The 14,291-nt window shown below is 50.5% G+C and carries 11 protein-coding genes, 1 pseudogene and 1 riboswitch; of the genes and pseudogenes, 6 read left to right on the forward strand and 6 right to left on the reverse strand.

Annotated features, from left to right (window positions below):
• Nucleotides 1–159 precede the first annotated feature (159 nt).
• A pseudogene (locus tag BOO20_RS13300) lies at nt 160–437 on the reverse strand (VCBS domain-containing protein); the annotation flags it as partial.
• A gap of 489 nt (nt 438–926) precedes the next feature.
• On the opposite strand from BOO20_RS13300, the gene BOO20_RS02085 reads away from it, so the two are divergent.
• The 3 genes from BOO20_RS02085 (at nt 927) to serS (ending at nt 3,494) form a co-directional block, all read left to right on the forward strand.
• Nucleotides 927–1,658, forward strand: a complete 732-nt coding sequence (locus tag BOO20_RS02085) for an SDR family oxidoreductase (RefSeq protein ID WP_076790028.1) — start codon at nt 927–929, stop codon at nt 1,656–1,658.
• 69 nt (nt 1,659–1,727) lie between these two features.
• Nucleotides 1,728–2,186, forward strand: coding sequence for a GatB/YqeY domain-containing protein (locus tag BOO20_RS02090; RefSeq protein WP_076790101.1), 459 nt, complete (start codon nt 1,728–1,730; stop codon nt 2,184–2,186).
• Nucleotides 2,187–2,204: 18 nt separating this feature from the next.
• Nucleotides 2,205–3,494 carry a serine--tRNA ligase gene (serS, locus tag BOO20_RS02095; protein ID WP_076790031.1) on the forward strand — a complete coding sequence of 430 codons (1,290 nt, stop codon included), beginning with the start codon at nt 2,205–2,207 and terminating at the stop codon, nt 3,492–3,494.
• Between the two features lie 35 nt (nt 3,495–3,529).
• Here the strand turns inward: serS and metX are convergent, their stop codons facing one another.
• Together metX and BOO20_RS02105 are read right to left on the reverse strand one after the other, a co-directional pair.
• Entirely contained in the window at nt 3,530–4,606 is a 1,077-nt protein-coding gene (gene metX, locus BOO20_RS02100; protein ID WP_076790034.1) for a homoserine O-acetyltransferase, read from the reverse strand.
• On the reverse strand, nt 4,603–5,907 hold the full coding sequence (locus BOO20_RS02105; RefSeq protein WP_076790037.1) for an O-acetylhomoserine aminocarboxypropyltransferase/cysteine synthase family protein: 1,305 nt from the start codon (nt 5,905–5,907) through the stop codon (nt 4,603–4,605). The genes metX and BOO20_RS02105 overlap by 4 nt, the downstream gene beginning before the upstream one ends.
• A gap of 116 nt (nt 5,908–6,023) precedes the next feature.
• A riboswitch (SAM riboswitch) is annotated at nt 6,024–6,139 on the reverse strand.
• A gap of 104 nt (nt 6,140–6,243) precedes the next feature.
• On the opposite strand from BOO20_RS02105, the gene rsmB reads away from it, so the two are divergent.
• Together rsmB and xerD are read left to right on the forward strand one after the other, a co-directional pair.
• Complete coding sequence (rsmB, locus tag BOO20_RS02110; protein WP_076790040.1) at nt 6,244–7,587, forward strand: 16S rRNA (cytosine(967)-C(5))-methyltransferase RsmB; 1,344 nt, start codon at nt 6,244–6,246, stop codon at nt 7,585–7,587.
• Nucleotides 7,584–8,498: a site-specific tyrosine recombinase XerD gene (gene xerD, locus BOO20_RS02115; protein ID WP_076790043.1), complete on the forward strand. Its 915-nt coding sequence runs from the start codon at nt 7,584–7,586 to the stop codon at nt 8,496–8,498. The genes rsmB and xerD overlap by 4 nt, the downstream gene beginning before the upstream one ends.
• Before the next feature lie 33 nt (nt 8,499–8,531).
• Here xerD and BOO20_RS02120 read toward each other — a convergent pair whose 3' ends face one another.
• The 3 genes from BOO20_RS02120 to BOO20_RS02130 all read right to left on the reverse strand — a co-directional run bounded on the left by BOO20_RS02120 (nt 8,532) and on the right by BOO20_RS02130 (nt 12,508).
• Nucleotides 8,532–8,981, reverse strand: a complete 450-nt coding sequence (locus BOO20_RS02120; RefSeq protein WP_076790045.1) for a DUF2721 domain-containing protein — start codon at nt 8,979–8,981, stop codon at nt 8,532–8,534.
• 190 nt (nt 8,982–9,171) lie between these two features.
• A complete protein-coding gene (locus BOO20_RS02125) occupies nt 9,172–10,563 on the reverse strand; it encodes an MBL fold metallo-hydrolase RNA specificity domain-containing protein (RefSeq protein ID WP_076790048.1) in 1,392 nt (463 codons plus the stop codon).
• 148 nt (nt 10,564–10,711) lie between these two features.
• Nucleotides 10,712–12,508 carry a DEAD/DEAH box helicase gene (locus BOO20_RS02130; protein WP_076790050.1) on the reverse strand — a complete coding sequence of 599 codons (1,797 nt, stop codon included), beginning with the start codon at nt 12,506–12,508 and terminating at the stop codon, nt 10,712–10,714.
• Nucleotides 12,509–12,995: 487 nt separating this feature from the next.
• Between BOO20_RS02130 and BOO20_RS02135 the strand changes: the two genes are divergently transcribed.
• Nucleotides 12,996–14,285: a 3-deoxy-D-manno-octulosonic acid transferase gene (locus BOO20_RS02135; RefSeq protein WP_076790052.1), complete on the forward strand. Its 1,290-nt coding sequence runs from the start codon at nt 12,996–12,998 to the stop codon at nt 14,283–14,285.
• Nucleotides 14,286–14,291: the final 6 nt, after the last annotated feature.

Below are 14,291 nucleotides of genomic sequence, written 5' to 3' on the forward strand. Positions count from 1 at the left end.
TGTCCCCTCATTGATTGCGTAGGAAATTGAAGATAAATCAGCCGGCCAGGTAAAGGTATAACCGGTAAGTCCGCTACCCCATGACGTGGTAAGTTGCGTAATAATCTGACTCGTGGTCAAGGCATCATTTGTACCCGTTATCGTAACCGTTACGATCTCCGTTGTGCCGTCTACCGTGGATACCGTAAAACTTTCTACAAGTGTATCACCCGCATTCAAATAGTCAAAGTATAGGTCCAACCACCGTTCCTGCGGATGGTAAATGTACCATAAGCATGATCACCCGGCACATTATACTGGGTAACAAAAGTCTCTGAACTATCTATATCATAGACATTCAAATCACCAGTTGCTTTCAGTACCGCATTCGTCTCAGTCAGGCTGGCTGTACTCGTCCCGGTAATTATCGCATTTGGTAGATCAGTAGTATTCGGCACGGCGTTTGTTTTTAGTCAAGTCGACACTCCCGGGTAGCCGGGATGTATCAATTATTAAAAGGTATTGTCTAAGTATGCGTCAATGCGATCCTTTGCAAAATCGCGAATCGGATATTCCCTAAATAACAGGCTATGATATTGCTCTATCCATCTTGCCACAGAAGAAAAGACTACCCTTCTTTTATAAACCATTTTTGAAGGCAAGAAAATCCCGAAGTTGCACTCTACAACCATCATAATCCGCTGTTAAAGTCTTCAAAAACCAGATGATTGGCAAAGCTCAAAATCTTTATGAATAAAAGCACTACCTTGCTACCATCCCAGGCGTTATAAGGATATATAGCTAGTAGTTAATATAACTATATTTATTCCGTTTTTTATATATACAGCAACTTATTTAGCCGCTTCAAACCCGCAGTTACCGCTATATATAATCAATATTACACTATAATTACATGACAGATATATAATCACCAAAACAATTCATATATGAAAAAAATCATCATGATAACCGGAGCAGGAAAAGGGATTGGGAAAGCAATCGCACTGGACTTTTCACGTACAGCAATAGAGAAGAGCGGTTTTGAGCCAATTCTTGTTCTTGTATCAAGGACAGCTTCAGATCTTGAATCTGTTGCAACTGAATGCCGGGCAAATGGAGCCGTTGCTGAACTCTTCACCATAGATATTGCAGACAAATCACAAACAGACCGGCTCGTTGAAACAACAATCAAGCGATACGGAACCATTGACTGCCTGATCAATAATGCCGGTGTCGGACGATTCAAGCCTCTCGGTGAGCTTCACGAAGAGGATTTTGACTACACCATATCGACGAACCTCAAAGGAACTTTTTTCCTGACACAAAAGGTCTTTGCTGCGATGGAGAAAAACAGGTCGGGCCATATTTTCTTTATAACCTCCATTGCAGCCGAAACAGCATTCAAAAGCTCAGCGATCTACTGCATGTCGAAGTTCGGTCAAAAAGGGCTGATTGAGACGCTGCGTCTTTACGCCAGGGAGTGTAACGTCAGAATTACCAATGTCATGCCGGGTGCAGTCTATACTCCAATGTGGGGCGAGCTGCCGGAGGAGATGCAATCTGTCATGATGCGACCTGATGAGATCTCGTCAGCCCTGCTCAATGCCTACTTTCTTCCCGGCAGGACATCGGTAGAAGAGCTGGTAATCCGTCCCGTCGGCGGAGACATCAATGATTGAGTGGGAAAGCACCATTTTTTCCTGTATTTTCAGATTCTTCTTGTTGAATACAACCCATTGAAAACCACCATGAGCCTGAAAGAGACTATAGATCGGGACCTGAAGGAGTCCCTTAAAAGCGGTGCAAAAGACCGCCTCAACGCCATCCGTTCCATTCGCGCTGCCCTGCTGGAAAAAGAGGTATCAATCCGCGTTGGAGGAAAGGGTGTACTGACCGATGAGCAGGAGATTGAAGTACTGGTAAGTCTGGCAAAAAAACGGAGGGATGCCATTGAGCAGTTTACCGCAGGAAACCGCCCCGATCTTGCAGAAACAGAGCAGTCAGAACTCAAGGTAATCGAAGAGTATCTGCCCGAACCGGTTTCGGATGATGAAATAGAAAGCATCATTAAAGAGATCGTCGCAAAAACCGGAGCCTCATCCATGAAAGATATCGGCCGGGTAATGGGCGAATCGATGAAAGCGCTCAAAGGCAAGGCTGACGGCACCAAGGTTCAGCAGATCGTAAAATCACTGCTTTCAGCATAACCCACTCTTTTCACCATCATGCTTGATATCAACTATATCCGCCTGAATCAGGTGGAAGTCATGAATATGCTGCACCAGCGCCAGCTGGCTGTTGAAGTGCCCAGACTCCAGGAGCTTCTTGATCTTGACAAAGAGCGCAAGGAGCTGGTTCAGCGGTCGGACGATCAGAAAGCCCTGCGCAACAAGGTTTCAAAAGAGGTGGCCGACATAAAAAAAAGCGGGCAGGGCTCTGCAGAAGAGCTGATCGTGCGGATGAAATCCGTTTCAGAAGAGATTGCCCTGATGGACAACCGGCTCGGCCAGCTCGAGGAAGAGATCGAGAGTACTCTTCTTGCACTACCCAACAAACTCGATTCGTCGGTTCCCGAAGGAAAAAGCGCTGCGGACAACCAGGTTTTTGGTAAACCGGTAACGTTCGAACACAATCTTGATTTTCCGGTAAAAAATCACCTTGAGCTCGGCAAAGCACTCGGCATCCTTGATTTTGAGCGGGGTGCAAAGGTGAGCGGTGCAGGATTTCCCGCCTACATCGGCAAAGGCGCACGCCTTGAGCGGGCACTGATCAACTTTATGCTCGACATGCACACGGAAAATCACGGCTATACCGAGGTCTTTCCGCCTTTTTTTGTCAACAGGGAGTCACTGAGGGGAACCGGTCAGTGGCCGAAGTTCGCCGATCAGGTCTATCATATGCAGGAGGACGACCTCTACGCCATCCCCACCGCCGAAGTGCCGGTCACCAACCTGCACCGGGGGGAAATGCTTGACAACGGAGCTCTGCCGATCTCCTATGCCGCCTACTCCGCCTGTTTCCGTCGTGAAGCGGGCAGCTACGGCAAGGATACCCGTGGCTTCCTGAGAGTACACCAGTTCAACAAGGTGGAGATGGTAAAGTTTACCCGGCCTGAAGAGTCCTATGAAGCACTTGAACAGATTCGCAGAAACGCTGAAGCCATTCTCATTGCACTGAAAATACCCTACCGGGTTCTCCTCCTCTGCAGCGGGGACATCAGCGCCAATGCCGCCAAATGCTATGACATCGAGGTCTGGTCACCGGCGGAACAGAAATACCTTGAAGCATCAAGCTGCTCAAACTTCGAAGATTACCAGGCTCGACGCGCCAACATCCGTTTCAAACCCAATGGCAAATCAAAACCGGAGTTCGTGCACACCCTGAACGGTTCGGGGCTGGCAACATCCCGCCTCATGGTATCACTCCTTGAGCACTACCAGACAGCGGAAGGCAATATCAGAGTCCCCGAGGTTTTAAGGCACTATACCCGCTTTGACGAGATCACGGCACCGTAAATATTCCACAGGGGTGTATTGCGATACGCCCCTTCTCAGGCGGCGGAGTGCTCCTCCACTGCCCTTCCGTCAAGAAACTCCCTGACCATGCGGCTCACCTTTTCAACATCAATCAGAAAAGCGTCATGCCCATAGGGTTCGTCAAGGTAGAGAATGCTTGATTTCGGAATAAACCGGGCAAGCTCTTCCTGCTCCTCTTTCGGGTAGAGAACATCGGAATTGATCGAGAGAATCTCGACCGGCATCGGCATTGAACCGAGCACCTCTTCATAGACTCCCCGGCCCCTTCCAATATCATGCATATCCATCGCCCTGGTGAGCGTGATATAGGTATTGGCATCAAATCGCTCTACCAGTTTGCGTCCCTGATGGCGCAGATAGCTTTCAGCCTTGAAAGTGGTGCCCTTCTGCAGTTCACGACCAAACCGGGTCTGAAAGTTTTCGAAGCTGCGGTAGGTGCACATAGCCATCATTCTTGCTGCAGCAAGTCCTGCCGCAGGCGGCTGCTCCCTGGAGTACCACCCGTCATTCCAGTCACCGTCAGCCCGTATTGCCTGCCTCTGCGCTTCACTCTGCGCAATACACCATGCTGAGTGTCGACCTGAAGCCCCCATTGCCATCAGCGACTGAACAACATCAGGATAGAGCACCCCCCACTCAAGCACCTGCATCCCGCCAAGAGAGGCCCCAACCGCAAGTTTTACCCGGTCAATGCCGAGTCCAGCAAGCAGCCGGCGCTGAACATGCACCATATCCCTGATCGTAATCAGGGGGAAATCAGGCCCGTAGTTTTTACCGGTCAGCGGATTCAGTGAAACAGGACCTGTCGAACCGTAACAACTTCCGAGCACATTGCTGCAAATAATAAAATCGGTTGTTTCATCAAACGCGCCCCCTCTTGAAAACATCCCCTCCCACCATCCGTCAGCATCAGCCGAACCGGTAAGAGCATGGCAGACAAGGATCACATTATCTCTCTCTGCATTGAGGGTGCCCCATGTCCTGTAGGCCACACGCAGGGAAGGCAGCACCGCTCCAAATTCGGTGATATATGGTTCACTTGAATCGAAAAAATGCGTTTTTCCGGAAATAACATCGGTATATGCTCTCATACGTCACCTCTCAATTGTGCAAATGCCTGTTCAAAATCAGCCTTGATATCATCAATATGTTCAATTCCCGGAGAGACCCTGACCATATCGGCAAATACGCCCGCAGACTCCTGCTCCTCTCTGGAAAGCTGCTGGTGGGTGGTTGAGGCTGGATGAATCACCAGCGTTTTGGCATCACCCACATTGGCCAGATGGCTTGCAAGCTGCACACTGTCGATAAAACCGACCGCCTGCTCGTATCCGCCCCTGATACCGAAGGTCAACACGCCGCCGAATCCGTTTTGCAGATATTTTTTTGCCAGTTCATGGGTAGGATGACCTTCAAGACCGGGATAGTTCACCCACTCAACCGCCGGGTGCGCCTCAAGCCAGCGGGCAAGCTCCATTGAGTTGTCAGCATGCCGCTGAACACGGAGCGAGAGCGTCTCCAGACCCTGCAGGAGCATAAAAGAGTTGAACGGGCTGATCGCCGGGCCGATATCACGCAGCCCCTCAACCCGGGCCTTGATGATAAAAGCAAGATCCCCGAACGTTTCATGAAATTTCAACCCGTGATAGCCCTCTGAAGGCTCACTGATCAGAGGAAACTTTCCGTTTCCCCAGTTGAAGGTTCCGCCGTCAACAATTATACCACCCATGGAGGTTCCATGTCCTCCGATCCATTTGGTCGCAGACTCCACCACAATCGAAGCTCCGTACTCAAGCGGACGGCAAAGATAGCCGGAACAGCCGAATGTATTATCAACAATCAGGGGGATGCCATGTTCAGCCGCAATGGCCGAAATCGCCTCAAAATCAGGCACATGAAAAGCCGGATTGCCGATCGATTCCAGATAGAGCGCCTTGGTACTGCTGTCGATTGCACTGCGGAATGCATCCGGGTTACACCCGTCAACAAACTTCACACCGATACCGAGCCGACGGAAAGAGACCTTGAACTGATTATAGGTACCTCCGTAGAGATAACTTGAGGAGACGATATTGTCACCTGCCTGGCAGAGAGTGGCAATAGCAATAAACTGTGCCGAATGACCGCTTGCCACCGCCAGGGCAGCCTTGCCCCCTTCAAGTGCAGCAACTCGCTGCTCAAGAACATCGGTCGTCGGATTCATGAGCCGGGTATAGATATTACCGAACTCCTTCAGGGCAAAAAGGTCAGCACCGTGACGGGCACTGTCAAAAACATAGGAGGTGGTCTGATAGATAGGCACTGCTCTCGACTTTGTCGTGGGATCAGGCCTCTGACCGGCATGAACCTGCAGCGTTTCAAACTTGTATTGAGGATGCGATCGCTCTGTCATCTGTATAGCTGTTGAAAATGCCGCTAACACCCGATGAGTGAGGGGGTAATCCTGAGAGGAACAAATCGTGCGGAAAATGACTGCAATGAGGTATAAGCATACATAGGGCATGCATACCATCATCTTTCCCGACCTTTATACCGGGATGGAATTGGCACCGTTCATACTTCATTATGAATTGACGGTTGCCAAGGTTTCTCAGGGCCAGTCCCTCCACCTTTCTCGATGATAGCGTAAAATCTTGAAAAGAACATTTAGTTCGGTTAATCTACAACAGGGAATAGTATTTTACAAATCACCCGAATGGGTACAATACTCTAAAATCCACAGCTCCCGATGATTACAGCAAGAGAAACAGCACTGAATGTTCTGCAGGCCCTTGAAACAGGAAAAAAACGATCCGACCGGATACTGCACCGGACTCTGGAACAGAGTGCACTGAACCGCATTGACCGGGCGCTTGCAACCGGACTGGTCAACGGAGTACTTCGCTACCGGCTTCAGCTTGATTTTATCATCAGTCGCTACTACCACCACAAACTGGAAAAAGCCGCACCGGTACTGAAAAATATTCTTCGACTCGGCCTCTATCAGATTCTCTTCCTTGACAAGGTTCCCGACTGGGCGGCAGTCAATGAGTGTGTAAAACTCGCAAAAAAATATAAAGGGGACCGGATGTCAAAACTGGTCAACGGTGTGTTGAGAAAAATCACCCCGCAAAACATAACCCTTGATGAGTGGCTCAAGGAGAGAGAGCCCGCAGAACAGCTGGCCATAAAACACTCCCACCCGAGGTGGCTGGTTGAACGATGGATAGCTGCCTATGGCCTTAAAAAAACCGAAGCCCTTCTGACCTATAACAACCGGTCCCCGCTCTTCGGATTCAGAGTCAACCGGCTGAAAACTTCAGAAGAGCAGCTTTTTTCCGATCCCCTGTTTTCCTCCGCAGCGTATGAAGCGTGCGGTATTGAAAACCTCTTCATTTCGAAAGAGTTCAGCACCTTCGAGCCTGCGGTCAGCGATGGCAGGCTCACCGTCCAGAATCCGACACAGGCTCTCACCTGCCTTCTGCTGAATCCGGTGCCGGGAAGTGCTGTTCTCGACCTCTGTGCAGCACCGGGTGGAAAATCAACCTTTATGGCTGAATTGATGGAGAATAACGGAAGCGTCACCTCACTTGATCTCTATGAACAAAAACTCCTAAAAATCGCCACGCACGCTCAAGCTCTCGGCATTACCATCATTAGAACAGTGGCCGCCGACGCAAGGAGCTTCAAACCGGAAAATCGCCCCGATGCAATCCTGCTTGACGCCCCCTGCTCAGGGAGCGGCGTTGTTGGCAGGCGAACTGAACTGCGCTGGAAACTGACGCCTGAAACCATTCAGGAACTGATCACCCTGCAAAAGGAGCTTCTCGACCATGCCGCAGAGCTGCTTGAGGAAAACGGCGTGCTTGTCTATGCCACATGCTCCATCGAGCCCGAAGAGAACGGCCTGCAGATTGAAGCGTTTCTTGAGCGGCACCCAAACTTTTCTGTGGACCATGACAGAGGAAAAGTACCGGAACCTTTCCTGCCAAAGAGCGGTTTCAAGGGAGCCATCCTCACCCTGCCGGGAGAGTATCCGGGATTTGACGGGGGTTTCGCTCAACGGCTCCGCAAAAACGGCAAAAAACCATGAACACCCTGCATGACTCCAGCCGCAACGTGCTTGAGAGCTTCCTGAACTATATGCTCATCGAACGCAACTTTTCGGAAAACACAAGGGTCTCCTACCGCAACGATCTCGAGCGCTACCTGCTCTTCATGCAGCAAAGCGCCATATCGCCCGAAAGCATTACCCCCAACCAGATCCGGGAGTTCATCACCGAGCTCTACTCGACAGGACTCGAACCAAGCTCATTGGCTCGGAACATTTCAGCAATCCGCTCCTTTCACAAATTCCTGCTCTCTGAGCGCACGACCTCCCTCAATCCGGCAGAAAACCTGCATCAGCCCAAACAGGCCCGATACCTGCCCACCGTACTGACTATCGATGAAACCCTGCGTCTGCTTGAAGCTCCGCTTCTGCAGAACCCGCAAAGTAAATACTTCCTTCGTGACAAAACAATACTTGAACTCCTCTACGCAACCGGAGTAAGGGTGAGCGAACTGATCTCTATCCAGCAACAGAACCTCTACCTTGAGGCTGGTTTTGTAAGAATCTTCGGAAAAGGATCAAAGGAGCGTCTTGTGCCGGTTGGCAGTGCCGCAAAAGAGTGGATCAGGCGCTACCAGAGTGAACTCCGGCACGGACATTCAGGGCGAAACTCCGGCGACTATCTCTTTCTCAATGCAAGGGGAAAACCGCTTTCACGCATGGCCATCTTCTCTATGGTGCGGCAATACGCCATCATTGCCGGCATTGAAAAGCAGATCAGTCCGCACACCTTCCGCCATACCTTCGCAACCCATCTGCTTGAAGGTGGCGCAGATCTGCGCGCAGTACAGGAGATGCTCGGCCACAGCTCCATATCCACAACCCAGATCTACACCCACATCGACCGGTCGTTTGTCAAGGAGGTACACAAAACCTTTCATCCGAGAGGATAGAACCAAAAAGCAGGCAAAAAGGCTCCGCCCCTCTTAATGCTTGTGACTTCTCATCTCGATTTTCAGCGCAGCAAGGGTGAGGTTCACGTCAAGCACAAAAAAGACCAGCGAGCTGCTCAGGCAGAGCATACTGATAATGAAGATGGCCGACAGCACCAAAGGCAGGTCAAGATTGACCAGAGCACTGAGAAAGAGCATGATAATCAAAAGCGAGGCTCCCAGGCAGGTCATGGTTGCAAGCAGAATGGCTGTACGGATATAGCGGGCTCTTGTCCAGAGAATGGCAACCTCCTCGTTGATTCTCTGGATATGGAGTTCCGGAAATGACTCCAGATTATCAATCAGGGATCTTGAACGATCGATGATACGACCAAGCCTGTTGGTCATGGTAAGCAGAAGCAAACCAAGACCCGAGATAAGAATCATCGGGCCGATTGCAGTCTGAAGAATAGGGACAAGCTCCCTGAAGGTGGTAATTAACATGGTATCATGAATATTAGGCATTAAAAAACAATCGTCAACATGATATCAGGCAGCATCTCTGCCGCACATAACATTTATTGTAACTCACGATTAAAATAGAAACTAATGCTTCGCATGCAACCCTTCCTGCAAGGTTTTGCATAAACGTGACATTTCCCTGCAAAGCGCAGGCATTATACAAAAAGAGTGATCACGCAAACCCGACAATCTCTCCCGACAGGGGAATGGAAGCATTCAGATGCAGCTCGGCTTCAATTGCATTACGGAACACTGTTTTTACCGGCTCGTCGCCATGCACAACATAAATTTCGGGGCTGTTTTTAAAACCGCCAAGCCAGCGAAGAATATCATTCCGGTCACCATGCGCTGACAAACCGCCTATGGTATGAAGCGCAGCCCTTACAGGATAACTGCGGCCATGAATCTCAACTTCCCGCTCGCCTTCTACCAGACGGCGTCCGAGAGTTCCCTCTGCCTGAAAACCGGTTATGATCACCCGGCACTCCGGTCGCTGAATATTATGTTTCAGATGATGCAGAATCCTGCCGCCATTGCACATCCCGCTGCCTGCAATAATGATGGCCCCCTGTTTTATGGCATTGATTGCCTGCGACTGTTCCGGTCTTACGGTAAAATGGAGGTTTTTAAGATGCGGCATCCATGTTTTGCCTTTGCGGAATGCCGCCGCCTCATCATCAACAAGTTCGGGATAGTCCCAGTAGATCCGGCTGGCCTCAATGGCCATGGGACTGTCGAGAAAAATCTGCCAGCGATCCAGCTCCCACTCCTCATAGTGCTCTGAAAAAAAGTAGAGCAGCTCCTGACTTCGTCCGATTGCAAATGCAGGGATAAGAATATTGCCACCACCTGCAGCCGCCGAGCGGATAATCTCACCAAGCTCGGCAAGGGTAAGCGCTATCTCCCGATGAAGACGGTCACCATAGGTACTCTCCACGATTACTGCGTCGGCCTCTTCGATCGTCTCGGGATCGTTCATGATAGGGGTGTTGTATTGACCTACGTCACCGCTGAAAACCAGCTTCCTTGAAACATCGCCTTCATGCAGCCACACCTCAACCAGCGCAGAACCGAGAATATGGCCGGCATCCATAAAGCGGATGATGATACCGGGTAGAATCTCCTGCTTGTGATGATAAGGCACACCGACAAAGCTGTTGAGCGCCCGCACGGCATCCTCACGGGTATAGAGCGGTTCAGCATGACGGTCACGGGCACTTTGGGGGTGCTTCTGGCGGAAAATGGCATCACGTTCACCAAGTGAAGCGGAATCAAGAAGCAGAACCATGCAGAGATCAACAGTTGCCTGCTGGGTATAGACGGTACCGGCAAACCCCTTCTTGACGAGAAGAGGAAGACGTCCGGAGTGGTCGATATGGCCGTGGGTAAGGACAACCGCATCAACAGCCGATGGATCAAAGGGAAACGGCTCGGCATTGAGTGACTCATCTTCCCTTGAACCCTGTATGAGACCGCAGTCGAGCAGCACCGTTGCTCCACCAAGCCTGAGAATATGGCAGGAGCCTGTAACCCTGCCTGTTGCGCCGTAGAACTCAAGCTCCATGGTTCCTCCCGGGATTGACGTGAATCGATACGTTTAATATACAACCATCAACGGTAGAGTAGAACGGGAAGAGCTCGGAGAAGGGAAAAAAGAGCAAAAAAAAGCGGAGATTTCTCTTCCCCGCTTTACAACTGTTATCGTGTAAGGGTCACCCTTTGCGTTTCTTTTTGTTACCGGTAAAGAAAGCAGTCTCCTTGCCTGCCGGTTTGGCAAAAGGCTTCTTGAACGCTTTTTTGATACCATAGGGAGAGGAGTTGCGATCCTGATCCTCCATTTTGGAGAGCCTGAGCTGACGTCCGCAGACCCTTACCTTGCGGAGTTCATGAAACACATTATCAGGCATACCCTGCGGCAGCTCTACCGTGCTGTAGGAGTCATTGATGGAAATCTGGCCGACTGAATCAGGATCAAGACCGACCTCATTGAGAATAGCGCCGAGAATATTGCCGGCTTTCACACCATGCTCACTGCCTACCTCAAGACGGTAGCGCTCTTTACCCTCATCACTGCTTCTGCGTTTGGATGGGCCGCGATCCCGGTCAAATCCGCGAACACGATCTGAACCCCGATCCCTGCCGGAACCTTCGCGATCATCGTTAGAGCGAGTTCTTTCGGGTTTGTTTGACAGAAGCAGCGGAGTTTCACCCTGAACCAGTGAAGCCAGTGCGGCCGCAGCTTCAATGACCGGTACATCATGTTCATGACAGTACTGCTCAATAATACGGGTGAAGAAATCAAGATCTTCAGCCGCAATCGTATCGGTGATCTTCTGGTTGAATTTTGCGATCCGCTTGTTGTTGATGATCTCCGTTGAAGGAAGCTCCATCAGTTCAATACGGCTGTGTGTCGCCTTTTCGATAGCGTACAGCATATTCTTCTCCCTCGGGGAGACAAAGAGAATCGCATCGCCGGTGCGGCCTGCTCGACCCGTTCTGCCGATCCGGTGGACATAGGACTCGGTATCGGAAGGGATATCGTAGTTGATAACATGGCTGATACGCTCCACATCAAGACCTCTTGCGGCCACGTCGGTGGCAATAACAATGCTCAACGCTCCGTTCTTGAGCTGATCGACCGTGCGTTCCCGCTGATTCTGGGCCATATCGCCATTCAGGGCGGCAGCACCGTATCCCCTGGCCTGAAGCTTTTCAGCCAGTTCAATTGTCATGGTTTTGGTGCGTACAAAAATCAGTATCCCGTCGAAGGGTTCAACTTCAAGAATCCTGGTCAGAATATCAAGTTTGTGGCTTCCGCCGACAATCCAGTAGCGCTGACGAATAGTCTCGACCGTTGTGGTTTTGGTCTGTATGGTTACCTGGGCAGGATTATTCAGATACTTCTGTGCAATACGGCGGATGGCAGAGGGCATGGTTGCCGAAAAAAGGGCCACCTGGCGCTCTTTTGGCGTCTGATCAAGAATCCACTCAACATCATCGATGAATCCCATGCGAAGCATCTCGTCAGCCTCGTCAAGCACAAGGCACTGCAGAGAGTCAAGATTAAGCGATCCCCGCCGCATGTGATCCATAACACGACCGGGAGTACCGACCACGACGTGCACACCGCGTTTCAGCATACGGAGCTGAATGCCGTAATCCTGACCGCCATAAATCGGAACAACATGAAACCCCTTGAGATGGACCGCATAACGCTGGAAAGCCTCGGCAACCTGTATGGCCAGCTCCCTTGTCGGAGCAAGCACAAGAGCCTGGGGCTCGGCAAGTGCAAGGCGGATATTGGAGAGTACCGGCAGGGCAAACGCAGCGGTTTTTCCTGTTCCGGTCTGTGCCTGCCCGAGAACATCACGTCCTTCGAGAAGCAGTGGAATGGTTTCAGCCTGAATGGGAGTAGGGTTTTCATAACCCACATCTTCAAGCGCTTTCATTAATGGTTCTGCAAGCTGAAGGCTGCGGAAATCCTTCGGCAATAGAGAGTTGTCGCTCATTGTATTTTCATTTCCGGATCATTGATAAAAAAAGCCTCGAAAGAGGCGCAGGTGGCAGCAATGCAGGAAAGAAAAAAATGAAGAAGAGTTCTCATCAACCGAAAACATTCGGGCAGCTTACAAAGGTCTACCAAGCGCCATTGTTTCGTCACAAACACCGGGAAATATAGCACTTACATTCCCTGTGTCCTTTCTTGGCATATTCACCACGCATTTAAAACGTCAGCATAGTACGATTTTATTTCCTTAAAGACGAATTTTATTTTATACCGGCCGTTTATCGGCAAACGGCCCGCCCATAACCCGAAAAGCCGCCGGAATATGCTGATAAAAACGGTTTAACCTGAATGATACACGGAAGAAAAAATGTAACTGCCCAACCCTGCGATTCAGAGAAATCTCCTTATCTTCACTCAGGCAAGATAACGGCATACCCATCCTGCTCTTCGGAGCATCCCGGAATGTGACAGAAGCAAAAAAAATAATAATGCACTCTTCCGCCCTCTCTATCTATAAACTCCTCTTTCCTGCTCTTCTTGGCGCGGCGAAACTTCTCAACCGTCTGCACCCGAGACTCCGCACATTTTTTTCAGTCCGGAAGGGGCTCTTCGAAGAACTCGAAAAAACAGCCGGAATGCTCCCCCCTTCCGTTTTCAGAATGTGGGTTCATGCCGCATCGGTTGGTGAATTCGAACAAGCCCGGCCTGTCATAGCCGCATTGAAAGAGAAACATCCGGATATGATACTGTTTGTCTCCTTTCTCTCCGATTCGGGATACAATGCCCGGAAGAACTTCCCGGATGCGACGGCTGTCTTTTACCTGCCGCCCGACACCGCACATAATGCAAAGCGATTAATCGCACTGCTCCTCCCTGACCTGCTGCTCCTGATGCGTTACGACTTCTGGCCGAACCATCTGCTCGAAGCAAAAAAAAGAGGGGTAAAGCTGATGCTTGCCGCAGCCGTGCTGCAAACGCATGCGCCCTACTTCAACCCCCTCCTGAACAGCTTCTACCGAACCATTTTTCACCTTTTCGACTCCATCTATACCGCTTCCGAAAAAGACTCCACGGCTTTCAGAGAGCTTTTCGGATGCATGCGAGTGGAAACCGCCGGTGACCCCCGGTTCGACCAGGTGGTTTTGCGAAGCCGGAATCATGCACGGGTTGATCACCTTAAACCACTTTTTGAAAACCTGACCGTGCTGGTTGCCGGAAGTGTCTGGGAAAAAGATGAAACCGTGCTGCTTGACGCATGGCAAACGCTTGCAAAGAGACCTTCACTCATCATGGTTCCCCATCAGGTCACCCCTGAAAACCTTGCACATCTCGAAGCCGATCTGCTGAAACGCTCGCTATCGTCGGTCCGTATCTCTCAATTGAATGATTCGTTCGACCCCCGTCAACAGATTCTCATCATTGACCAGACCGGCTATCTGGCAGAACTCTACACCGTTGCATCAATGGCTTATGTAGGAGGCGGATTCGGTGTCAACGTCCATAACACGCTCGAACCGGCAGTCTTTGCCATCCCGGTACTCTTCGGCCCCCGTTACCACAACTCACCTGAAGCCGAAGATCTGGCGGCAAGCGGAGGTGGAACCGTCATTCATAACGGGAACGAACTTGCCGCTGCCCTGAAAACCTTCAGTGATGAGAGCGCAAAAAGAGTCGCAACCGGAGAGATTGCCGGAAGATTCGTCAGAGAGCGAGCCGGAGCAACAGCCATCATTGTAAACGGAATTGAAAGGGAGTACGCTGCTCATATAAGGGGATAATGCAGG

It is taken from the genome of Chlorobium sp. KB01, from assembly GCF_001975465.1.
Taxonomy (GTDB): Bacteria; Bacteroidota; Chlorobiia; order Chlorobiales; family Chlorobiaceae; genus Chlorobium.

Excerpts from the sequence above, each read along its gene's own strand:
- BOO20_RS02085 (WP_076790028.1), top strand. The coding sequence starts at position 927 with ATGAAAAAAATCATCATGATAACCGGAGCAGGAAAAGGGATTGGGAAA.
- BOO20_RS02090 (WP_076790101.1), top strand. The coding sequence starts at position 1,728 with ATGAGCCTGAAAGAGACTATAGATCGGGACCTGAAGGAGTCCCTTAAA.
- serS (WP_076790031.1), top strand. The coding sequence starts at position 2,205 with ATGCTTGATATCAACTATATCCGCCTGAATCAGGTGGAAGTCATGAAT.
- metX (WP_076790034.1), bottom strand. The coding sequence starts at position 4,606 with ATGAGAGCATATACCGATGTTATTTCCGGAAAAACGCATTTTTTCGAT.
- BOO20_RS02105 (WP_076790037.1), bottom strand. The coding sequence starts at position 5,907 with ATGACAGAGCGATCGCATCCTCAATACAAGTTTGAAACGCTGCAGGTT.
- rsmB (WP_076790040.1), top strand. The coding sequence starts at position 6,244 with ATGATTACAGCAAGAGAAACAGCACTGAATGTTCTGCAGGCCCTTGAA.
- xerD (WP_076790043.1), top strand. The coding sequence starts at position 7,584 with ATGAACACCCTGCATGACTCCAGCCGCAACGTGCTTGAGAGCTTCCTG.
- BOO20_RS02120 (WP_076790045.1), bottom strand. The coding sequence starts at position 8,981 with ATGTTAATTACCACCTTCAGGGAGCTTGTCCCTATTCTTCAGACTGCA.
- BOO20_RS02125 (WP_076790048.1), bottom strand. The coding sequence starts at position 10,563 with ATGGAGCTTGAGTTCTACGGCGCAACAGGCAGGGTTACAGGCTCCTGC.
- BOO20_RS02130 (WP_076790050.1), bottom strand. The coding sequence starts at position 12,508 with ATGAGCGACAACTCTCTATTGCCGAAGGATTTCCGCAGCCTTCAGCTT.
- BOO20_RS02135 (WP_076790052.1), top strand. The coding sequence starts at position 12,996 with ATGCACTCTTCCGCCCTCTCTATCTATAAACTCCTCTTTCCTGCTCTT.